Genomic DNA, 21,750 nt, shown 5'->3' with positions numbered 1-21,750 from the left:
CGGAACCGGAGGAACGCAAAACTCCACGTTGACGAAACGCAGAAATAAGGCGTAAAATAAAGAAAAATATATATCCACAGGGGGATTTTTATTATGGCATTTATTCAGGTAAGCTTCATGTCAAAAACTTTAATGCGCACCGTACCGCTGCAGGTTATTCTGCCGGTCGACAAATTTACCTTTGGGCAGCCGGAGCGCGAGGAAAAACCGTTTAAAACGCTGTATTTGCTGCATGGCATTTTTGGAAATGAGACAGACTGGGTTCATGGAACCAGAATCCAAAGATGGGCAGAGGAGAAAAACCTTGCCGTTGTCATGCCGGCCGGCGAGAATGCGTTTTATGTGGATCAGCCGTCCATCGGTGCCATGCACGGACAGTTTATCGGAGAAGAACTGGTTGAGATTACAAGAAAAATGTTTCCACTGTCCAGAAAAAGAGAAGACACCTTTATCGGAGGCCTTTCCATGGGTGGTTTTGGCGCACTCAGAAATGGCCTGAAATATCACGATACCTTCGGGGCTGTGATCTGCCTGTCCGGTGCACTTCATGTGCTGGAAAATCCGGAAGAGAGCAGAGCGGACAGCTTTGCACATGAAGAAGGTTATTTCGGAAATCTGGTCGAAGCAGCAAAGAGTGACAAAAACCCGGCTGTTCTTATCGAGCAGTTAAAGGAAGCACGGAAAAAAGATCCGTCTGTCAATGTGCCGACCGTATTCCAGGCGTGCGGAACAGAGGACGGACTTCTGGAAGTAAACCGTCTCTACCATAAACGGATGGAAGAGAGCGGCATGGACATTGTCTACTATGAGAGCAAGGGTGGCCATGAATGGGATTTCTGGGATGAGTGGATCAAAAAGGCACTGGACTGGCTGCCACTTGAGGAAAAGACGGAAGGCCTGAACAGCGGAAACGTAAATGTTTAAAGAAAAAGAAAAATCCGGCGGATCAGACCGTATATACAAAAAAAGGGAGACAGGCAATGCCAGAGACGAGAAATGACGAATTGTACCGTGCGTTAAAACACAACGGTTACCCGGACGACTTCTGCCGGGAAATTGCATACCGCCAGATGAACACCGATTTTACCGCCACGCGGATGCTCGGCTATCTCTACCGCGTCACAAGCCCGCGCGCCGAGGACGTTGTCGATGAGATGCTGGCTATTTTGAGTGACCGCAAAGCATGGATTGAGAAAAAACAGTCCGAGGAAGCCCAGGCGGCAATCAGCAGAATGTATCGGGAAGGCCTGTAACCTGGGCGGGCGTTTATGCAGAAAAAGCAGAAGGAACGGGCTTGCATTCTTTTCCGGTTTCTGCTACAATCAGTGCAGTGAAAAAGCGACGAAAAGAAACAGTAGCGACAGAGCGCATTCAGAGAGAAAGCGGCAGGTGAAAGCTTTTTGCAGAATCTATCGTGAACCGGTCTTGGAGCTGTGCACCGAAGAGAAGAAAATCCATCAGGGAAAATTTATTTCGTAGGCTGCACCGGGATCTCCCGTTACAGAGAAGGTACAGAGAGCAGAGATCACGCGTATTACAAAATACAAAAATCGTGGGGTACAAATGCTTTGTGTCAGAGTGCAGGAGTTTTCCTGAATTTAGGTGGTACCGCGGATAAAAAAATTCGCCCTAAACTGCAGCTTGCGGTTTAGGGCTTTTTTCTGTTTGAAAACTGCGCATCGCATTCTCGTTGCTTCAGTGATGAGTTAGATGCGCAAAATGTTGAATAAAAGCTTAAAATCGGACAGGCTGGAATGTTCTCGCGTCTGGAAGACTTCAGATGTTGAAAACCCAAAGAATAAGGAGGAAATCAGAAAATGAAACTTGAAAAATTAGTAGGAGAGCGCTTCAAAGAAAGACCTGCTGACTGTGTCATCGACAGCCATGCTATTATGGTAAAAGGCGGATACATCAAATATATGGCAAACGGAATCTATTCTTCCTATCTGCCGCTGCGCCGCATTGTGCGCAAAATCGAGCAGATCCTGCGCGAGGAAATGGACAAAATCGACGGCCAGGAAGTGCAGTTCCCGGTTGTCATGCCGGCTTCTCTGTGGGATGAGTCCGGCCGTTACGATAGCATCGGCGATGAACTGCTGCGTTTCACCGACCGCAACAATGCCAAAATGGTACTCGGCATGACCCACGAGGAGGCAGCCGTACACCTTGTACGCGAGTATGCACAGAGCTACACCAAATATCCGTTTATGATCTATCAGATCCAGACAAAATTCCGTGATGAGGCCCGTCCGAGAGCCGGACTGATCCGTGTGCGTGAGTTTACGATGAAGGATGCTTACTCCTTCCATACCAGCCAGGAAGATCTGGAGCAGTATTACGAGAAATGCCACGCAGCATACGAGCGTATCTTTGAGCGTGTCGGCGTGCCGGAGGTGGTATCTGTCAAATCCGATTCCGGTATGATGGGCGGAAACATTTCCCATGAGTTCATGCTTCTGACTCCGGTCGGAGAGGATTCCATCGTTCTGTGTGATTCCTGCGATTACAGAGCCAACATGGAGGCAGCTGAGAACATTTCCGATATCGCAAGAGACGCAGAATCCGCTGCACTCGAAAAGGTTTATACACCGAACGTCCACACCATTGAAGACGTCTGCAATTTCTTCGGAGACGAGACAAAGAACTCCTGCAAAGCCGTTGTTTATCAGCAGAATGTTGATGATAAATACGTTGTCCTTTTCATCCGCGGCGATCTCGAAGTCAACGAGACGAAGCTGGTCAACTTCCTCGGCGAGCAGGTTCACGCAGCCGTGATCACCGAAGAATGCGGACTGAACGCAGGCTATATCGGACCTGTGGACCTGAAGGTGAACGGAGATGCCGTTGTTCTCTATGATAAATCCCTCGAGGGAAGAAACAACCTTCCTGCGGAGCCAACGAAGCAGAGCATCATTACAAAGGACTCGACATGGAGCGCGACGTTCCGAATGCCGAGTATCACGATTTTGCAAAAATCCAGGAGGGCGGCATCTGCCCGAAATGCGGCAAAAAGACCGTAAAGATCTCCAGAGGTATCGAGGTCGGAAACATTTTCCAGCTTGGAACCAAATATACAAAATCCATGAATATGACCTATGTCGATGCAAACGGCGAGAGCAAGACCCCGATCATGGGATGCTACGGTATCGGTGTCGGCCGTCTGGCAGCATCGGTCTGCGAGGCACATCACGATGAGTACGGCCCGATCTGGCCGAAAGCTATCGCTCCGTGGCAGGTACACCTCTGTGCGGTCCGCGTCGATGACGAGGAAGTAAGAGCATACGCGGACAAGCTGTACGAGGATCTGCAGAACGCAGGCATCGAAGTGATCTACGACGACAGAAGCGTCAGAGCCGGCGTAATGTTTGCCGATGCCGACCTGCTCGGTATTCCGCTGCGCATCATCGTAAGCCCGAAAAATATGAAACAGGGCGTTGTCGAGGTTGCATCCCGCGATAAGACTCTGAAAACACAGATTCCGCTGGAAAATGTGATGGAAGAGATTAAACAGTATCTGTAATGATTCAGAACCATGCGAAAGGGAAGAAAAATCGCGATGGGGTTCGGAAGAAGTTCGACAGGAGAAAACACGATATGGAACTCTGGGATATCTATGATGAAAACAAACAGCCGACCGGCCGCACGATGAAGCGGAATGACTGGCATATGAAGCCGGACGAGTTTCACCTGACGGTGCTCGGCGTAATCGCAAGACCGGACGGAACCTTCCTTATCACAAAACGTGTCATGACGAAAGCCTGGGCACCGGGCTGGTGGGAGGTTTCCGGCGGCGCGGCACAGGCAGGAGAGAGCTCGTTGGAGGCCGTGCGCCGTGAGGTCAGAGAGGAAACCGGACTCGATGTGAGCAAGGCAGACGGCGGCTACCTCTTCACTTACCGGCGTATCAACCCGGATGAGGGAGACAACTACTTTGTCGATGTCTATCGCTTCGTGATGGATGTCAAAGACGAGGATCTTCACCTTCAGGAGGAAGAAACGGACGGCTACCGTTTTGCTACGCTGGACGAAATCAAAGGATACGCCGCAGAAGGCAAATTCCTGCATTACGACAGCATCCGCCAGGCATTTGAACTGTAACAGAGAAATGAGATAAGAAAAACGCGTTCCCGCCGGAAACCACAGAGGTTTCCGAAAACGGGAACGCGTTTTTATCATTTACAGGATTCTTTCTTGCCGTAGGCATGCCTGAAAAAGGCTTTTCGTAAGCGTTTGACCGTAAGCGCGCAAGCGGTTCCTTGCGGTTAATCGCGATTGAATACTTCGCGGTTGAGCGCCTTTTCCTGATGGCTGACAATCGTTGTGCAGACAGCATCGCCTGTGATGTTGACTGCGGTGCGCAGCATATCGAGAATACGGTCGATACCCATGATAAGAGCGATACCCTCCGTTGGCAGTCCGACGGAATTCAGTACCATAGCCAGGGTGACAAGTCCGACGCTTGGGATACCGGCGGTACCGATGGAAGCCAGTGTTGCGGTAACAACAACCGTTGCGAGGTTTGCCGGAGTCAGATGAATACCGTACGCCTCTGCGATGAAGATGACAGCGACACCCTGCATAATGGAGGTACCATCCATGTTGATGGTTGCGCCGAGCGGAATGGTGAATGAAGAGATCTGTTTCGAGACACCCATCTTTTTGTTCAGCGTATCAATCGACATCGGGATTGTCGCGTTGGAGGTTGCGGTGGAAAATGCAAATCCCATAACCGGAAGGAATTTTTTCACGAATTTAATCGGATTCAGCCGTGTGAATACGAACAGAAGAACCTGATAAATGATGAAGCACTGCAGTGCCAGCGCCAGTGTTACATTTCCCATGTATTTCAGCATCGGTGCGAACGCAGAAAAGCCGACCGTTGCAAAGGTACGTGCAATCAGACAGAAAACGCCGACCGGGGCCACCTTCATGACCGTCATGGTCATTTCCATCATGACATCGTTAAACTGGCTGATAAAGTTGGAAACGACCGAAGCGCGGTTTCCGAGCTTTGCCAGCATTACGCCGACAAACAGGGCGAATACGATGATGGGAAGCATATCGCCGTTTGCCATGGAACCAATCGGGTTCTTCGGGATGATGTTGAGCAGTGTATCCACCAGGCTGACGCTGGAATCTGCTGCTGTCGAGGACAGGTTGGCTTTCTGAACCGCACTCATGTTAAGTCCGAGACCCGGGTGAATGAGCAGGGCGGTTCCAAGTGCGATGCAGACGGCAAGTGCTGTGGTAACAAGGTAAAAGCCGATCGTTTTTACGCCGACCTTTCCGAGGGTTTTGCTGTCTCCGATGGACATACTTCCGCAGACGAGGGAGCAGAAGACAAGCGGTACGACAAGCATCTGCATCAGGCGGATAAAGCCCTGTCCGATGACATACAGCACACCTTCTACGATGACGGTGTCCTTGATATAGCTGGACGGGATCCAATAGTGAATCACCACGCCGAGCAGCGCACCGGCCAGCAGGGCAATAAAAATCTGGGTGGAAAGCCCGGGCTTCTTTTTTGACTTTTCCGTTGTTTCTTTTCTGTTTCGGACCATTATTCGATTCCTCCGGTTTCTTCGAGATATTCTTTCAGTGCCGTTTTCCAGTCGAGCGGCTCAGGAATACCGGTCAGGCGGAGCATCATGTTGTCCAGAACAGAATAGGTCGGGCGGACATCATTGCGTGCGACAACCGGGTAGAGATCAAGGTCACCGGTTTTTCCGGTATACTCGAGGATGGTTCTTGCAAACTCATAGCGGCTGCAGCTTCCGGGGCAGACAACGTGGTACAGACCATACTCCTCGCTGTCGATAAAGTGGCAGATCACGCGCGCAAGCTCAAAAGCACTGGTCGGAGCCGCATACTGGTTGTTTGGAACCTCCATCGTGCCGCCTTTTGCCGCATTGCGGAGTACTTCATCCACAAAATCGCGGCCGATCCCGTAAATCCAGGAGCTTCGGATGATGACAAAGCGGTTCAAAAGCTGTGTCAGGATTTTCTCTCCGGCCTCTTTTGATTTTCCGTAGATCGTACGCGGATGCACGGTATCAAACTCGTTGTACGGGATGCGGGATTCCTTGTCGAAAACATCATCCGTTGAGATCTGAATAACCTTTGCGTCGATATCATTGGCGGCAAGCGCTACGTTGCGCACACCGATGGCATTGACACGATAGGCTTCGTCGATGTTTTTTTCACACTCGGCAACGTCGGTCATACCGGCACAGTTGATGATAACGTCGGGACGGTTGACATAAACGAACTGTGTGACTTCATCGATTTTGGTAATATCAACCTCGTGAATATCCGTCGGAAGAAGCTGATATTCCACACCCTCCAGCAGTTCCAGAAGGGCAGTACCGATGTGGCCTTCGGCACCTGTAATCCATATTTTTTTCATAGGTTCTCTCCTGTCCTTGATTTATATACAGAAAAACTGTAATTGTATTTATTTTACCTGTGGACTTTACAGAAGTCAATAAATTATGGAAAGTCTCTGTGCAGAACCGGAAAAAAGTGGTATCATTTCTGTATATGTCTGCAGTGTAAGACTGCATATCTGCTACAAAAGAAGGAGGAGTATTTTTGAAAAAGAACAAATATGAAATCGACATGTGCAACGGCACGATTATGGATAAGCTGATTTCCTTTTCGCTGCCGCTGATGGTGTCGGGAATTTTACAGCTCATGTTCAATGCGGTTGATATTATTGTAGTCGGACGGTTCAGCGGAAGCCAGGCGCTTGCGGCTGTCGGATCGACAACGGCACTCATCAACGTGTTCATCAACCTGTTTATGGGAATTTCACTCGGTGCGAATGTACTGGCGGCGCGGTATTATGCGGCGGGGCGCGACCGGGAGATGTCGGAAACGGTACATACATCGATCATGCTGGCGCTGATCAGCGGCGTTGTGATGGCGTTTGTGGGCGTATTTTTTGCAAAAGGCGCGCTGGAGCTGATGGATACACCGGCGGATGTCATTGATCAGTCGGCATTGTATATGAGAATTTACTTTATGGGAATGCCGTTTTTCATGCTGTACAACTACGGTGCGGCGATTCTGCGTGCCGTCGGCGACACGAAGCGGCCGCTGTATTTCCTGATTGTATCGGGTGTGATCAACGCTGGTCTGAATATGTTCCTCGTGATCGTGTTCAGTCTCGGCGTGGCAGGTGTGGCGATTGCAACGGTGGTTTCGCAGGCGATCTCCTGCGTGCTGGTTCTGCGGTGCCTCTATAAGAGCGAGGGAAGTTATCAGCTCCGGTTCTCGAAGCTGTGCCTGAAAAAGGATTACATCATCCCGATTTTCCAGGTCGGCATCCCGGCGGGTATTCAGAGTACCGTCATCAACTTCTCGAACGTGCTGCTGCAGTCATCCGTCAATTCCTTCGGTTCGATTGCAATGGCAGGCTACACGGCGGCCAACAATGTGCTGGGATTTTTATACACCTCAGTCAACTCCGTCACCCAGGCGTGCATGAGCTTCACAAGCCAGAACTATGGTGTCGGAAAATACAAACGAATGGATAAGGTGCTGATCGACTGCCTGATTCTCTCCAGCGGCATCGCACTGGTGATGGGTGGCGGCGCGTATCTGTTCGGTACGGAAATCCTGCAGATTTACACCGGGGCCCCGGAGGTTATCCGCTGCGGTATGGAAATTCTGTCGATCACGACGGTTCCGTATTTCCTCTGCGGCATCATGGACCTCTTCCCGGGAGCCCTGCGCGGTATGGGATGCTCGGCGGTGCCGATGATTCTGTCCGTCATCGGAACGGTCGGAACGCGAATCGTGTGGATCTTCGGCATTTTCCCGCAGCACCGCTCGCTGTATGTGCTGTTCATTTCGTATCCGGGATCGTGGATCATCACGATTATCCTGCAGGTGATCTGCTATCTGATTGTGCGGAAGAAAGTCCACAGCCGGGCAGCAGCCGTATAAAAAAGAGAAAAAAGACAAAAAGCCAGAAAAACCGCGGATAAATCCATTTTTAGGTGGAATTATCCGCGGTTGTGTGATAAGATGGCCGTATGCGAAGAGGCAGGTAGAAGATACAGGGACACCTGCCTCTTACTCTGTGAAAAAGGAGAGAAGAGAGAACATATGAAAAAGTTTTATGCATGGTATCAGAAGCATATTACAGGTGCGATCTTTACCGGACTGATTCTCGGTATCTTAACCGGACTTCTTCTGGCGGACCGCTTTACGCCGATTCTGACCGTAACCGGCGTCATCGGCGGCATCTACATGAACGCCTTGAATATGATGATTTTCCCGATGGTATTCTGCTCAATTGTCATGGGCATCTGCAGCATCGGAAATGCAAAAACGACAGGTAAGATCACCGGCTACTCGATGATTTTCTTCCTGTGTACCACCGCGATTGCAAGTGCAGTCGGCATTATCATTCCAAGACTGATCCGCCTCGGAAAGGGAGTCCATTTTGAGATGGCAACTTCCGATATCCAGGCGACCGAGATGACCAGCATCCTCGACACGATCAAAAACCTGATCCCGTCCAACCCGGTGAAAGCATTTGCGGAGGGCAACATGCTCCAGGTACTCGTGTTCGCTGTCGTTGTCGGCTTTACGCTGATTGCGGTCGGAGAGAAGGGACAGCCGCTCTTAAACGTGATCGACTCCCTGAATGAGGTCTGCTTAAAAGTCATCAGCACCGTTATGTACTTCACCCCGATCGGTGTCTTCTGTACGATCGTGCCGGTTGTCGAGGCAAACGGAACCAAAACCATCGTTTCCCTGGCAACCCAGCTCATCATTCTGTATGTGGCATTCTATGGATTTGCGATCGTCGTCTACGGCGGCGCTGTAAAACTCATCGGAAAGACGAGTCCGGTCAAGTTCTTTAAGGCGATCATGCCGGCAGCCCTGAATGCATTCGGAACATGTTCCAGTTCCGCGACGATCCCAATCAGCAAGCGCTGTGTCGAGAAAGAACTCGGCGTTTCGAACCAGATCAGCAGTATCGCAATCCCGCTCGGTGCCACTGTCAACATGGATGCGGTATCGATCCTGATGTCGTTTATGATCATGTTCTTCGCAAATGCCTGCGGCATCAACGTCAGCATTTCGATGATGGTGATCATTCTGCTTGCCAACGTCCTGCTTTCTGTCGGAACACCGGGTATCCCGGGCGGCGCGATCGCATCATTCGCAGCACTCGCCACGATGGCAGGTCTTCCGGCCGGCGTCATGGGCGTTTACATCAGCATCAACACACTGTGTGACATGGGTGCCACCTGCGTCAACGTCATCGGCGATATGGCAGGCTGCGTTGTGCTGCAGGAGAAAATCAAACTGGAAGAAAACTAAAAAATGTTACATAGAAAAAGAGGGATTCCTTTCACGGGAGTCCCTCTTTTGCAATGCGTAAAATAAATTAAATATAGTCCGAAACATATGGAATATGGTGGAAGAGCAGGTCGTCCAGGCATTCCACAGTCTGCGGCGTTGTTTCGATGCGCGCCATCTCATACAGCTTGGAAGCCGTCTTGTAGCCGAGCAGCAGTGTCGTGAGCGATGCGATCGTCATTTTCATCACATGGTCCGGCTCGCGGTCGGTCGGCACACAGTGTCCTTTTTCAAAGAAGAATGTGAAGCTGTCATTGTTCCACGGAAGCAGCTCATCCTCGATCTCAAAACGGATACACACATCCGGCTCGTCCGGGTCGCAGGCGTAATGTTCCATAAACTGCACGACATCGATGATACGCCCCATCGAGTACGGGCGAATCGTTTCTTTGATATCGCTGTCCTCAAGCTCGAACGCGATGGGTTCACTGTAGTAGTTATTTCCTTTGACCTCATCGATCATGGAATCGTGCGCATGAATATACTCCCAGAGTCCCAGCTGCGCCTCACGGTTCAGATAGATCATCTCTTTGATATGCATGATATCGGAGCTGATCAGATAGACCATGTAGCCGTACGGCACATCATCAGCGGAATAGTAGATCGCAACGACGGTATCATCCTCATCCCAGCGGAAATATTCTTCCCACGCCAGATTGTTGCGGTAGAGGCAGCCGTGCGTCTTCGAAGCAAATTTGGTATGTAGTTCCTTAAAATCCTTGTCATCCCATGCCACGCGGCGCACATAGCCAGGGGCTTTGAGTTTCCGCGGCACCTGCGTGTCCTTGATGGTGTACGTCATCTTATTGGAAATGATTTCCCATCCGAGATTCCGGTAGAGCGGAATAGAGTAGGGATAGAGAAGCGCAAAGGAACGGTGGTTTTCCCGCATGCGCGTGAGACTCCGGATCATCAGCTTTTTCATGATGCCCTGGCCGGTGTATTCCGGGTAGGTGCAGACGCTGGTGACAAAACCGACGGGATAGCGGACACCGTAGATATTCATGTCCAGCGGATAAACCGCGAACTGTGATACCAGATCCTCCTCGCAGAAACAGCCGAGCACATCGGCACGGACGAGAACCGGGAATTTGGACTGCTTGATTTCATCGTCTTTCCATCCGCTTTCGGAAAGCTCCTGCTCTGTAACCTGAAAGGCGTAGCGCAGAAGTGCATTGTACTGCTCTGCGTCGTCGATGGTCAGCGGGCGGAAGGTTAAGTTCGAATCTTTCGTTTGAATCATGGATTACTCCCTCATTTTATTGTGAATCAAAGTATAGTGAATCAGATACTTTATTTTTTCGTAAATATTCTATCATAAGAAATGGAATTTGTGCAGTTAAAAATAAAGCCCATTCCGCAAATTTGGTAAAAAGATCAAAATAGTGTTAGAAATCGGATAAAAACTTCAAGAAACAGACAAAAAAATCTAATAAAATGAAAAACATACAGGGATAGTCTGCGCGAAAAAGTAGACATACGATTTCCAGGGTGACTGCGTTGAGATCGACGTGTTCAATCCGGAGACAAGAAAATATGTCTGGGACGTATGCAAGAAGAACTACTACGATTACGGCATCAATGCTTTCTGGCTGGATAACTCCGAGCCGGATTACGGTGTTTACGATTTCGATCATTACCGCTATATTGAAGGACCGGCGCTCTCCTGCAGCAACATCTATCCGCAGTTATACAGCCGTGTCTTCCATGATAAGAAGAAAAAACCGACCGCGTAAAACCGGTCGGTTTTTTTGAATAAATTTCCATTACAGGACGGTTTTTGTACACTTTTTTCTTGACGAAACGGGAAACAATCGTTACACTATTATGTATAACTGTAATTAGAATGGGAAAATGTAGCAAAACGCGGAAGCACACAAAGGGGTAATGAAGTTTTGTGTGTACCGGGGAGAAGAGAGGGAAACAGATGAATCAGACCGAATTGCCGGAATGTGAAAAAATAAATAAGAAAGAGCCTTCTAAGGATGTTCAGATGACACAGGAACAGGCAGAACGTCTGGTGGAACATCTGAAGAATATTTTCATGTATGTGCGGGTTCTCCGTCCGGATGAGATCGGAGATTTTATTATCGATGAAGAGAATGGCAAGCTGTGTGAATGCTACGCAGTATGGAACAAAGCGATGCCGTGCCTTAACTGTATTTCCGAAAAAGCCCTGCGGGAGAAATCGCAGAAATCAAAACTGGAATGCATTGCGTCGAATGTGTATCAGGTCATTGCAAGATACGTGGAGATCGAAGGAGAACCATGCGTGATCGAGATGATCAACCGTCTCGACGATGAAACACTGATGGACTCCGAAGGACGCCAGAATCTGGTAAGCAAGCTGAACAGCTACAGCGAAGAGCTGTATCGTGACGCGCTGACCGGAGTATTCAACCGCCGCTACTTCGAAGACCAGATCCGGGACGCCAGCTTTTGCTGCGGCGTAGCCATGATCGATCTCGATGATTTCAAATTATACAACGATACATACGGCCACAATGCCGGAGATATGGCGCTTGACACCATTGTAAAGACCGTCAACCGCTGCACCCGACGTACCGACCGTCTGATCCGCTTAGGAGGGGACGAATTTCTGCTGGTTCTGCCGGAGATGGATGAGGAAAACTTTGTACAGAAATTAAAACAGATTCAGTCACAGATCCATGAGGCACAGGTGCCGGGCTACTCGAAGATGCGTCTTTCCGTCAGCGTAGGAGGTGTTCTGACAAGAGATGAGACGATCGGCGAAGCTGCGATGCGTGCCGACCAGCTGATGTATCTTGCAAAACAACGGAAAAACATGGTTGTCACCGAGAAAGACCAGATCCTGGGTTGTCAGGACGATGTTGTCCGTCAGGAAAACCGCAGAGAAAAACAGCGCATCCTGATCGTGGATGATTCCGAGATGAACCGTATCATCCTCTCGGAGATTCTGCAGGATGAATACGATATCATCGAGGCTTCCACCGGCGAAGAGTGCCTGCGTCTGCTGGAAGAATACGGAACAGGCCTTGCGCTGATCCTTCTGGATATCGTCATGCCGGGCATGGACGGTTTCGGAGTGCTTGACTACATGAACCGCAACCACTGGATCGAAGAGGTTCCGGTCATCATGATATCGAGCGAGGATTCCACCGCATTTGTGCGCCGTGCGTATGAGCAGGGCGTATCCGATTATATCAGTCGTCCGTTTGATGCAAAAGTTGTTTACCAGCGTGTCTTCAACACGATCAAATTATATGCAAAACAGCGCCGTCTCGTGACGCTCGTCACCGAGCAGATTTACGAAAAAGAGAAAAACAATCAGATGATGATCAGTATCCTGAGCCATATCATGGAATTCCGGAATGGCGAGAGCGGACTTCATGTCCACCACATCAACGTTCTGACCAGTATGCTCCTCGAGCGTCTGGTACAGAAGACAGACCGCTACCACTTAAGCTGGTCCGATCAGCTGATGATCACAACGGCATCCGCGCTGCACGATATCGGAAAGATGGGCATTGACGAGAACATTTTAAATAAGCCGGGAAGGCTGACGAAAGAAGAGTTCGAGGAGATGAAGAAACATACCCTGATCGGAGCGTCCATGCTGAAGAGCCTGGAACTGTATCAGGACGAGAAGCTGGTACAGATTGCGTACCAGATCTGTCGCTGGCATCATGAGCGGTACGACGGAAAGGGTTACCCGGACGGCTTAAAAGGTGAGGAGATCCCGATTGCAGCCCAGGTTGTATCGATTGCCGATGTTTACGATGCGCTGACAAGCGAGCGTGTCTACAAATCGGCATACACGCACGAGAAAGCCATCGAGATGATCCTGAACGGCGAGTGCGGTACCTTCAGCCCGCTGATGCTCGAGTGTCTGCTCGATATCAAAGATGCCATCTGCGAGGAGCTGAACAACATATCCGAAGAAAAACAGACTTCGATTCAGATTGAAAAGCTGAAAAAGAATCTGAAATCGGGGGGGGGGCAGAGCTGAGTTTTCTGAACTCTGATGAGAAGTTATCCACAGAAGATGCCTGGGAGAACAGGTATCATGCGGATTCGAAAGACGATCTTAAATAAAAATATACCAAAACCCATGGATTTCTGAAAAGATTCCATGGGCTTTTCGCACCTTTGTGCAAATTTTTGTTGTGATTCCGGAGGACAACTGCTATAATAACAGAAAATGTCAAAAAATACGACAAAAATACCGGAAGAGGGCTGTGCGAACAAGTACACACAAGTCTGGAAAGGATAAAAACATGAATCAGTTGGAAGTATTACGAGAGAGCCTCGGACAGTGCGATGAGATTATTCTGGATGCGCTGCTGATGAGAAACCGTATTGTCGAGGACATTATGGTATATAAAGAAGCAAATAACGTGCCGATTCTCCAGCCGGAGCAGGAAGCAAAACAGAAGGAATGGCTGGAACGCCGGATGCAGGAAAAACGCCATAAAAACGAAGTGGCGGATGTTTTCGAGAGCATCACAAGAAACAGTAAAAAGATTCAGGCAAGAAAGCTGTTCAATTATAATATTGTACTGATTGGCTTCATGGGAGCCGGAAAGAGCACCATTTCCGATTATCTCAAAACCGTGTTTGCCATGGATATCATCGAGATGGATCAGATCATCGCAGAGCGTGCCGGTATGAGCATCTCCGATATTTTTGAGACTTACGGCGAACAGTATTTCCGTGACTGCGAGACGAATCTTCTGATTGAAATGCAGTCGAGAACAAACGTTGTCATTTCGTGCGGCGGCGGAACTCCGATGCGTGAGTGCAACGTTGCGGAGATGAAAAAGAACGGCCGCGTTGTTCTTCTGACTGCAAAGCCGGAGACGATTTTAGACCGTGTCAAAGACAGCCACGACAGACCGCTGATCGAGAACAACAAAACCGTTCCGTTTATCGCAGATCTGATGAGCAAGCGCCGTGAGAAATATGAGGCCGCAGCCGACATTATCATCGAGACGGACGGAAAGAGCGAGCTGGAGATCTGTGAGGAGCTGATCCACAGCCTGCGGCAGATGGATGCAAAAGCGGAATAAAAGAGAAAAAGCAAAGAAAAAGAAGAAGCAAGAAAAAGCAAGAAAAAGAAAGAAAAAGAAAGAAAAAGAAAGGAAAAGAAGAAGGAGAATGCTGTGTGCGACGGCAGCCTCCTTCTTTTCCTTTTGATACCGAATTGTTGCGCACTTAAAAAATACAAAATGTGTAGGAAAAAAGATTGACAAAAAAGATATTTTTCGATATTCTGATAAAAGTTGGGCTAAAATCACGTGAAAAGATTGAAAAAACAAGGTATTATTTCGTGCTATTGTCCGAATAAGAGAAAAAATTCAGGATAATTATATGAAAAACAATGGCCCGTGTGCAGACATAGCCGGATCAGCCGGGGAGGGTCTGCGGAAAACAAAGGAGGAACACCAATGAGAAAAAGAAACAAAGTCGTTTCTCTGCTTTTGGCAGGATGCATGGCAGCCGGTCTTCTGGCCGGATGCGGAAGCAGCGGAGAGGCACAGGTAGCAACTGCTGACAATGCTACAGCGGCATCAACCAGTACTGGAGCAGCGGATTCAGCAGCACCGGAGACTGCAGGTGAAGTGGACGGACAGATCAATCTTCGCGCGGTATCCTTTGGAAACAATTTCGATGTGCAGGATATGGGATGGCGCTGGATGATGGCGGAGTGCTATGAAGGACTGATGCGTGACGTGGCAGATGAAAACGGAGACCGTTTCGAGTATGCCGGTGCAGAATCCATGGACGTATCCGATGACGGACTGGTTTATACCTTCCATCTGAGAAAGGATGCAAAATGGTCCGACGGACAGCCGGTTACCGCAGCAGATTATGAGTACGGCTGGAAACGTCTGTTAAATCCGGAATACGGATATTCCTATTCTTTCTTCCTGTTCAACGTAGTAGGAGCAGAGGAGTATTATAACGGACAGGGTTCTGCCGATGAGATCGGAATCAAAGCAGTTGACGATTACACCTTCGAGGTTACCTTAAAGGTAGCGGATCCGACCTTCCAGTCCAAGCTGGTAGCAACTCCGCTTTACCCGACCCGTCAGGATGTCGCAGAGGCAGCCGGAGACCAGTGGGGAAAAGACTGGACAAAATGTGTCTACAACGGACCGTTTGCCATGACAAACCTGGTAGAAAATAACTCCATGACATGGGTGAAGAATGACCAGTACTGGGATAAGGACAACGTAAAACTGAATCAGGTAAACTGGTACTGTGTAGCAGAGAACGCAACAGCAGCAACCATGTTCGATAACGGACAGCTGGACGTTTTCGATGCAGCAGGCGATTACATTGCAAAATATGACAAAGAAGTAGAAGCAGGCAATATGCAGACCATGACCACCGAGTACCCGGGAACTATGGTTCTGTGCTACGAGCAGTCTGAGGGCGGAAAATCCGGTCTGATGAAAAACGTAAACATCCGCAAGGCAATTTCCTACTCCATCAACCGTGAGGAGATGGTATCAGCTGTTTACGGAAGATACACCGCAGCTTACGGCTTCGTTTCCCCGGCGATCACGCTCGACGGAACTTCCTACCGCAAGCAGGCGTCGGAGACCATGAAAGAGGAATATGAGCAGTATGCAGGAGATGCAGACAAGTTAAAAGCACTGTTCCAGAAAGGCCTTGATGAGCTTGGTATCACCGACAAACCGGAAGACATCACCATTACACTGCTGTCCCAGGGTTCTGCTACCGAGAATCAGCTCGAGAGAGAGTACCTGCAGCAGTCCATTTCCCAGAATCTGGGCGTAAAGGTAGAGCTGAACACCGTTGGCGATTACCAGATGTTTGCAAACGAGCGCGATAACAAGAACTACGATATCTTTGTAGGCGGATGGTTCAGCGATTACAACGATCCGCTGGATTTCCTGAACGTCATGAAGACAGGCGTTTATGATTCCTACGGCCTCTATAGCAACAGCGAGTACGACAGCCTGATCGATTCTCTGACCGGAGAGAACGACAACGCAAAACGCCTTGAGATTTACCAGAAGCTGGAAGATCTGCTGGTTGCACAGGATTGTGGTGTTGCACCGCTGTACTACTCTGATAAACATTACTATTATCAGAACTGGGTAAAAGATTTCTACACATCCTCCTTCGGCGCAAGCCAGGAGCTTTACAGAGCATCTGTACAGAAATAAAAAAGCAGCAAAACAGAAGAAATGAGGGAAGAAGGGCTTATGAAACAATAGGCTCTTCTTTCGCTATCATAATAAAAATTCCGGTCGGAAAAGACCGGACAGGGAGAGGATTTTTATGCCAAAATATTTACTGCGCCGTTTTGCAGAAATGCTGATCACACTGTTTCTGATTGCAACGGCCACGTTTTTCCTTCTGGAAGCGGTTCCGGGAGATCCGCTGACGGAGCGTGCGAGCAAGCTCTCGCCGACCGTAAAGGAAAACCTCTATAAGCGCTACGGCCTCGACAAGCCGATGATGGAGCGCTATGTGATCACAATGAAGGGAATCTGCAAGGGAGAGTTCGGGGAATCTGTTGTCTATGCGGGACAGACGGTACAGAAGCTGATTCATGACCGTCTTCCGGTATCCGCCCGCCTTGGTATCCAGCAGGTGCTGGTCGGTATCACGATCGGTCTGCTGCTTGGAATTCTTGCGGCAATGAGGAGGGGAAGCTTCTGGGACTATATGGTGATCGCCCTGTCGGTCCTCTTGATTTCCATTCCGAACCTGATCTTTGGTCTGATGCTTCAGAAAATTTTCGCAGGTAACCTGAAGGTTCTGCCGACGATCGGCTGGCCTGCGGGAAAGGATCTGTGGTTCGGAGGATGGGAATACACGATTCTTCCGACCCTGACAGGATGCTTTTCTTATATTGCAACGTATGCGCGTCTGCTGAAAACCTCGATGCTCGATGTGATCAATCAGGATTACGTGCTGACTGCTGAATCGAAGGGCTTAAGCCGCGGACAGATTATCCGCCGCCATATCCTTCGGAACTCGTTTATCCCGGTTATCACACAGCTTCCGATGTCGGTTGCCATGTGTATCACAGGCTCCTTCTTCATCGAGAGCATCTTTTCCATCCCGGGAATCGGACAGTATTATGTGACGGCGGTCAATAACCAGGATCTTTCCATTATCATGGGAGAGACGGTTATTATCGCAGCACTTTACATCGGTGTTCTCTTTATCACGGACCTGCTGTACGTGGTCGTTGACCCGAGAATCAGTCTGACAGGAAAGAGCAGATAAGGAGGATATTATGGCAGCATTAACACCGGAAAAATTTAAAGTAATAGGATACACCGAGGAAGATGCGAACCGGATTGACCGCCCGACCATTTCCTACTGGCAGGACGCCTGGAGACGGCTCCGCAAAAATCCGATCGCAATGGGATCTCTTGTTGTGCTCGGCATTCTGCTTGTCATGGTCATCATCGGACCGCATATCAAAGGATATGATTATGTATCCATGAATATCGCCGAGAAAAACCAGGGCGTATCGTCAAAATACTGGTTTGGAACCGACAACCTGGGACGTGACCTCTTCTCAAGAGTCTGGGTCGGCGCGCGGGCATCACTGATCATCGCGATCGTTGCAACGGCAATCAAACTCATCATCGGAACGGTATATGGCGCGCTGATGGCACATTTCGGCGGCTGGGTCGATGAGGTTCTGATGCGGATCATCGAGGTTATCAACTCGATTCCGTCTCTGCTTCTTACGATTCTGATCATGATGATTCTTGGAAATAACCTGTTTGCACTTCTGGTCGCGCTTAGTGTCACCGCATGGTGTAACACGGCACGTCAGGTGCGCGGTATGATCAAACAGCTCCGTGAGACGGAATACGTTTACGCGGCGGAGGTGCTCGGTGCAAAACCGCTCCGCATCATCTTAAAACACTATGTACCGAATATGCTGGGTATCCTGATTCTGGATACGGCGACGGCAATCCCGATGTTTATTTTTACGGAGGCAGGTCTTAGCTTCCTCGGCATCGGCCTCAAGGCACCATCGATCAGCCTTGGTGTCCTGATTTCGATGGGACAGCAGAACATGGATTTCTATCCGTCACAGCTTCTGTTCCCATGTCTCGTGCTCTGTATCATCGTTATGGCATTCAACCTTCTGGGAGACGGCCTTCGCGATGCCCTTGATCCGAGACTTCGCCAGTAATAAGTGGAGATAACGATATGAACGAACAAAACAATCCGATTCTGGAAGTAAAAAACTTAAGAGTCTCTTATCACACCTATGCCGGTGAAGTAAAGGCAGTCCGCGGTGTACAGTTTTCTCTCGAGAAAGGTCAGGCGCTCGCAATTGTGGGCGAATCCGGCTGCGGAAAATCTGTAACGGCGAAATCCATCATGGGCCTCATCAAGGCCCCGCAGGGTGAGATTAAAGAGAACAGTGAAATTCTCTATCATGGAGAGAATATTCTGAAATACAACAAAAAACAGTGGCAGCATTACAAAGGCGGCGAGTGTGCAATCGTTTTCCAGGATGCGCTGGCTTCCTTAAATCCGACGATGCGTGTCGGAAAACAGATTATGGAAAATCTGATGGGCCACAAAAACATGACAAAACAGGAAGCGGCAAAGGAGGCTGTCGAGATGCTGCGCATGGTCGGCATCCCGGAGCCGGAAAAACGTGTCAGACAGTATCCGCACGAATTTTCCGGCGGTATGCGTCAGCGTGTTATGATCGCGATTGCATTTGCCTGTGATCCGAAAATTCTGATCTGTGACGAGCCGACGACCGCGCTCGATGTGACAATTCAGGGACAGATTCTCGATATTATCAAGAATCTGCAGAAGAAAAATCAGACATCCGTCATCATGATCACACATGATCTCGGTGTTGTGGCAAATATCGCACAGAAGATTGCTGTCATGTATTCCGGCATCATCGTGGAGAGCGGAACGTGTGAGGACATTTTCTATCGTCCGCGTCACCCGTATACCTGGGCGCTGATCCGTTCCGTACCGCGTCTGGATCTGAAAAACAAGCAGGAACTCGCGACAATTCCGGGAACTCCGCCGGATCTTTTAAACCCGCCGGTCGGATGTCCGTTCTGCACGCGGTGCAGCTACTGTATGCCGATCTGTAAGGAAGAGATGCCGGAGGTAACGGAATTCGGCGGCGAGCATAAGGCTGCCTGCTGGCTCCATCACCCGATGGCACCAAAAGTAGAAATGCCAAATCTGGAAGGAGGAGAACTGTAATGGAAAATAACGAAAAAGAAGTGCTTTTTTCCGTTTCCCATCTGAAAAAATATTTTCAGGTCGGAAACCATGCGACCTTAAAGGCCGTGGATGATGTCTCCTTCGAAATTTACAAGGGTGAGACACTTGGAATGGTTGGCGAGTCCGGATGTGGAAAGACGACGTGCGGCCGTACCTGCATCGGCCTGTATGACAAGACCGACGGACAGGTGCTCTACAAGGGAACCGATGTCCATGCATTAAACGGAAAAGAGCGGTTTGCCTTCAAAAAACAGGTGCAGATGGTGTTCCAGGATCCGTATGGATCGCTCGACCCGCGTATGACCGTTGCCGATATCATCGGTGAGGGAATCGATATCCATCATCTTGCGAAGAATAAAAAAGAGCGCCAGGAGATGATCTACAAATATCTGGAGCTGGTCGGACTGAACCGCGAGCATGCGAACCGTTTCGTGCACGAGTTTTCCGGCGGACAGCGCCAGCGAATCGGTATCGCGCGTGCGCTTGCCGTGCAGCCGGAGTTCATCGTTCTCGATGAGCCGATCTCCGCACTCGACGTTTCGATTCAGGCGCAGATCGTCAACCTGCTTGTGGACTTACAGAAGAAGATGGGTCTGACCTATCTTTTCGTTGCGCATGATCTGTCGATGGTCAAACATATTTCCGACCGTGTGGCGGTTCTGTATCTGGGAACGCTCGTCGAGCTGACGACATCCGAGGAGCTGTACGCCAACCCGCGCCACCCGTACACACAGGCACTGCTCTCCGCGATTCCGATTCCGGACCCGAAAGTAGAGGCAGAGCGCGACCGCAAAAAAATCCGCCTCGAAGGCGAGGTGCCGAGCCCGATCAACACGAAGCCGGGCTGCAAATTCCAGGGAAGATGCAAGTACGCAAAGGACATCTGCCGACAGCAGATGCCGGAATTAAAAGACGTGGGCAACAATCACTTTGTGGCATGTCATTTCTGCGATGCGTTAGAAGAAAATAAGGAATTATAAAACATGGAAAAGATAAAGAACATCTGCCGTGATCTCGGCAAAGCATTTACAATCGGCCTGCTCTCCGGCGGCGCTGCGGCAGCTGTGCTGCTGCTGGGAGGATTCCTCTTTGGGGGATTCACGTTCCGCGCTGCCCTTGAGGCGGCGAAAGACGGCCTGCTGCTGATCGCGGCCCTCGGCATGTTCGTGATCGCTGGAATGCTGATGGTAAAAGGCAAAAACCCGGAGAAATTCACGCAGAAGGAAAAATGGCGCGTCCACTTTGCCGTGCTCGGATATAAGAGTGTGTTCGCAGTTCTCTGCGTTTCCTGGGTGCTGTGGGCGGCAGCGGCGGATTATCTTTTGTATCGGATGTGAAAATAGTTTCTATAAATAAAAAGAGAATTTTGCAGACTGTAAAAATGAGGTCCGGCAAAATTCTCTTTTTTCGTTTAGTCGTTATTCGTCTTCGAGACGGGAGATAACCATCTCCATGGATTTCTGATATTCTTCATCCGAAGAATTGTAGAACAGCATCAGATCGAGGCAGCTGCTCATTTTCTTCAGTGCTTCCGGGATGGAGTAGTCGATCGTTTTCACATATTCATCCCAGTGCTCCAGCTTCCACGTATCGCGCACGGAGTTGCGGTCGATCATGCGCTGGTGGCAGATCTCCGGTTTTGTGACAACCCAGATCACAACAAGCTTTGCCCCATGGTCAGCGAGCTTTTTGGAGAAGTCTTTCAGGAACTTCTCATCATGCACTTCGCGTGTGAATGGTGCGTTGATCAGCACAATATCGTCATACTCGAGTGCTTCCAGTCCGAAATTGACCGTTACTTCATATTCATAATCGCGGATATTCTCCTCGAAGAAATCAGAACTGCGGTTGATTTCCTGTCCGCCCGCTTTGAAAACGCGGTTCGACAGCGGAATGACCGTATCCTTGTCGAGATAAACAACGTGTTTCAGCTCCTTGGCGAGCTGTTTTGAAATGTATGTCTTTCCGCACGCCGGCGGCGAGGTTACGAGGATCATCTTTTTCATCATTTGTATGTCTTCCTTTCCAGTTGAATCAAAAAAAATCACTCCTAGTATTATAGAAAATTTGGGAAAAAATTGCAAGAGAAAAGACGGTTGTGCCGGAGAAAAAATTGTCTTA

At 49.4% G+C, this 21,750-nt stretch carries 17 protein-coding genes, 2 pseudogenes and 1 other annotated feature; of the genes and pseudogenes, 15 read left to right on the top strand and 4 right to left on the bottom strand.

The features are described 5' to 3' along the window. Positions 1-93: 93 nt before the first annotated feature. The 4 genes and pseudogenes from DW965_RS08620 to DW965_RS08605 all read left to right on the top strand — a co-directional run bounded on the left by DW965_RS08620 (position 94) and on the right by DW965_RS08605 (position 4,098). Complete coding sequence (locus DW965_RS08620; protein WP_055219937.1) at positions 94-924, top strand: alpha/beta hydrolase; 831 nt, start codon at positions 94-96, stop codon at positions 922-924. A 56-nt stretch (positions 925-980) separates the two neighbouring features. Next, positions 981-1,253, top strand: coding sequence for a hypothetical protein (locus DW965_RS08615; protein ID WP_022461797.1), 273 nt, complete (start codon positions 981-983; stop codon positions 1,251-1,253). Between the two features lie 79 nt (positions 1,254-1,332). Next, positions 1,333-1,635, top strand: a binding site (T-box leader). Between the two features lie 182 nt (positions 1,636-1,817). Next, positions 1,818-3,520: pseudogene (locus tag DW965_RS08610) on the top strand (proline--tRNA ligase). Between the two features lie 74 nt (positions 3,521-3,594). Then, positions 3,595-4,098 carry an NUDIX hydrolase gene (locus DW965_RS08605; RefSeq protein ID WP_119198281.1) on the top strand — a complete coding sequence of 168 codons (504 nt, stop codon included), beginning with the start codon at positions 3,595-3,597 and terminating at the stop codon, positions 4,096-4,098. Positions 4,099-4,262: 164 nt separating this feature from the next. Here DW965_RS08605 and DW965_RS08600 read toward each other — a convergent pair whose 3' ends face one another. Both DW965_RS08600 and rfbD read right to left on the bottom strand, forming a co-directional pair. Further along, positions 4,263-5,561 carry a dicarboxylate/amino acid:cation symporter gene (locus tag DW965_RS08600; protein WP_118666554.1) on the bottom strand — a complete coding sequence of 433 codons (1,299 nt, stop codon included), beginning with the start codon at positions 5,559-5,561 and terminating at the stop codon, positions 4,263-4,265. Next, complete coding sequence (gene rfbD, locus DW965_RS08595; protein WP_118666555.1) at positions 5,561-6,406, bottom strand: dTDP-4-dehydrorhamnose reductase; 846 nt, start codon at positions 6,404-6,406, stop codon at positions 5,561-5,563. The genes DW965_RS08600 and rfbD overlap by 1 nt, the downstream gene beginning before the upstream one ends. Before the next feature lie 212 nt (positions 6,407-6,618). Here rfbD and DW965_RS08590 point away from each other — a divergent pair, with 212 nt between their 5' ends. Next, positions 6,619-7,950: an MATE family efflux transporter gene (locus DW965_RS08590; RefSeq protein WP_119198293.1), complete on the top strand. Its 1,332-nt coding sequence runs from the start codon at positions 6,619-6,621 to the stop codon at positions 7,948-7,950. Between the two features lie 162 nt (positions 7,951-8,112). Further along, on the top strand, positions 8,113-9,339 hold the full coding sequence (locus tag DW965_RS08585; RefSeq protein WP_055219933.1) for a dicarboxylate/amino acid:cation symporter: 1,227 nt from the start codon (positions 8,113-8,115) through the stop codon (positions 9,337-9,339). Between the two features lie 67 nt (positions 9,340-9,406). On the opposite strand, the gene DW965_RS08580 is transcribed toward DW965_RS08585, so the two are convergent. Then, entirely contained in the window at positions 9,407-10,621 is a 1,215-nt protein-coding gene (locus DW965_RS08580; protein ID WP_022462381.1) for a GNAT family N-acetyltransferase, read from the bottom strand. A gap of 256 nt (positions 10,622-10,877) precedes the next feature. Between DW965_RS08580 and DW965_RS08575 the strand changes: the two are divergent. The 9 genes and pseudogenes from DW965_RS08575 to DW965_RS08535 form a co-directional block, all read left to right on the top strand. Beyond that, positions 10,878-11,114, top strand: a pseudogene (locus DW965_RS08575) (TIM-barrel domain-containing protein); the annotation flags it as partial. A gap of 191 nt (positions 11,115-11,305) precedes the next feature. Further along, complete coding sequence (locus DW965_RS08570; protein WP_330421047.1) at positions 11,306-13,369, top strand: diguanylate cyclase; 2,064 nt, start codon at positions 11,306-11,308, stop codon at positions 13,367-13,369. Positions 13,370-13,637: 268 nt separating this feature from the next. Continuing rightward, positions 13,638-14,429: a shikimate kinase gene (locus DW965_RS08565; protein ID WP_117761637.1), complete on the top strand. Its 792-nt coding sequence runs from the start codon at positions 13,638-13,640 to the stop codon at positions 14,427-14,429. A gap of 378 nt (positions 14,430-14,807) precedes the next feature. After that, positions 14,808-16,559, top strand: a complete 1,752-nt coding sequence (locus DW965_RS08560) for a peptide ABC transporter substrate-binding protein (protein ID WP_117761638.1) — start codon at positions 14,808-14,810, stop codon at positions 16,557-16,559. 115 nt (positions 16,560-16,674) lie between these two features. Continuing rightward, complete coding sequence (locus DW965_RS08555) at positions 16,675-17,631, top strand: ABC transporter permease (RefSeq protein ID WP_022462669.1); 957 nt, start codon at positions 16,675-16,677, stop codon at positions 17,629-17,631. A 10-nt stretch (positions 17,632-17,641) separates the two neighbouring features. Next, positions 17,642-18,559: an ABC transporter permease gene (locus tag DW965_RS08550; RefSeq protein WP_022462668.1), complete on the top strand. Its 918-nt coding sequence runs from the start codon at positions 17,642-17,644 to the stop codon at positions 18,557-18,559. A gap of 17 nt (positions 18,560-18,576) precedes the next feature. Continuing rightward, a complete protein-coding gene (locus tag DW965_RS08545; RefSeq protein WP_117761639.1) occupies positions 18,577-19,608 on the top strand; it encodes an ABC transporter ATP-binding protein in 1,032 nt (343 codons plus the stop codon). Continuing rightward, positions 19,608-20,609, top strand: a complete 1,002-nt coding sequence (locus DW965_RS08540) for an ABC transporter ATP-binding protein (protein ID WP_022462666.1) — start codon at positions 19,608-19,610, stop codon at positions 20,607-20,609. Before DW965_RS08545 ends, DW965_RS08540 begins: the two co-directional genes overlap by 1 nt. A gap of 3 nt (positions 20,610-20,612) precedes the next feature. Continuing rightward, positions 20,613-20,966, top strand: coding sequence for a hypothetical protein (locus DW965_RS08535; protein ID WP_055219923.1), 354 nt, complete (start codon positions 20,613-20,615; stop codon positions 20,964-20,966). 81 nt (positions 20,967-21,047) lie between these two features. Here DW965_RS08535 and DW965_RS08530 read toward each other — a convergent pair whose 3' ends face one another. Then, positions 21,048-21,638, bottom strand: a complete 591-nt coding sequence (locus DW965_RS08530) for an AAA family ATPase (protein ID WP_330421046.1) — start codon at positions 21,636-21,638, stop codon at positions 21,048-21,050. Positions 21,639-21,750 lie beyond the last annotated feature (112 nt).

It is taken from the genome of Blautia sp. AM47-4, from assembly GCF_003479865.1.
Lineage (GTDB): Bacteria > Bacillota > Clostridia > Lachnospirales > Lachnospiraceae > Fusicatenibacter > Fusicatenibacter saccharivorans.
Note: the sequence above shows the minus strand (reverse complement) of the source record. Positions and strands in the feature narration are given on the sequence as shown.

Coding starts and splice junctions, on each gene's coding strand:
- DW965_RS08585 (WP_055219933.1), top strand. CDS start 8,113: ATGAAAAAGTTTTATGCATGGTATCAGAAGCATATTACAGGTGCGATC.
- DW965_RS08570 (WP_330421047.1), top strand. CDS start 11,306: ATGAATCAGACCGAATTGCCGGAATGTGAAAAAATAAATAAGAAAGAG.
- DW965_RS08580 (WP_022462381.1), bottom strand. CDS start 10,621: ATGATTCAAACGAAAGATTCGAACTTAACCTTCCGCCCGCTGACCATC.
- DW965_RS08590 (WP_119198293.1), top strand. CDS start 6,619: ATGTGCAACGGCACGATTATGGATAAGCTGATTTCCTTTTCGCTGCCG.
- DW965_RS08530 (WP_330421046.1), bottom strand. CDS start 21,638: ATGATGAAAAAGATGATCCTCGTAACCTCGCCGCCGGCGTGCGGAAAG.
- DW965_RS08545 (WP_117761639.1), top strand. CDS start 18,577: ATGAACGAACAAAACAATCCGATTCTGGAAGTAAAAAACTTAAGAGTC.
- DW965_RS08550 (WP_022462668.1), top strand. CDS start 17,642: ATGGCAGCATTAACACCGGAAAAATTTAAAGTAATAGGATACACCGAG.
- DW965_RS08565 (WP_117761637.1), top strand. CDS start 13,638: ATGAATCAGTTGGAAGTATTACGAGAGAGCCTCGGACAGTGCGATGAG.
- DW965_RS08615 (WP_022461797.1), top strand. CDS start 981: ATGCCAGAGACGAGAAATGACGAATTGTACCGTGCGTTAAAACACAAC.
- DW965_RS08535 (WP_055219923.1), top strand. CDS start 20,613: ATGGAAAAGATAAAGAACATCTGCCGTGATCTCGGCAAAGCATTTACA.
- DW965_RS08560 (WP_117761638.1), top strand. CDS start 14,808: ATGAGAAAAAGAAACAAAGTCGTTTCTCTGCTTTTGGCAGGATGCATG.
- DW965_RS08600 (WP_118666554.1), bottom strand. CDS start 5,561: ATGGTCCGAAACAGAAAAGAAACAACGGAAAAGTCAAAAAAGAAGCCC.
- rfbD (WP_118666555.1), bottom strand. CDS start 6,406: ATGAAAAAAATATGGATTACAGGTGCCGAAGGCCACATCGGTACTGCC.
- DW965_RS08540 (WP_022462666.1), top strand. CDS start 19,608: ATGGAAAATAACGAAAAAGAAGTGCTTTTTTCCGTTTCCCATCTGAAA.
- DW965_RS08620 (WP_055219937.1), top strand. CDS start 94: ATGGCATTTATTCAGGTAAGCTTCATGTCAAAAACTTTAATGCGCACC.
- DW965_RS08605 (WP_119198281.1), top strand. CDS start 3,595: ATGGAACTCTGGGATATCTATGATGAAAACAAACAGCCGACCGGCCGC.
- DW965_RS08555 (WP_022462669.1), top strand. CDS start 16,675: ATGCCAAAATATTTACTGCGCCGTTTTGCAGAAATGCTGATCACACTG.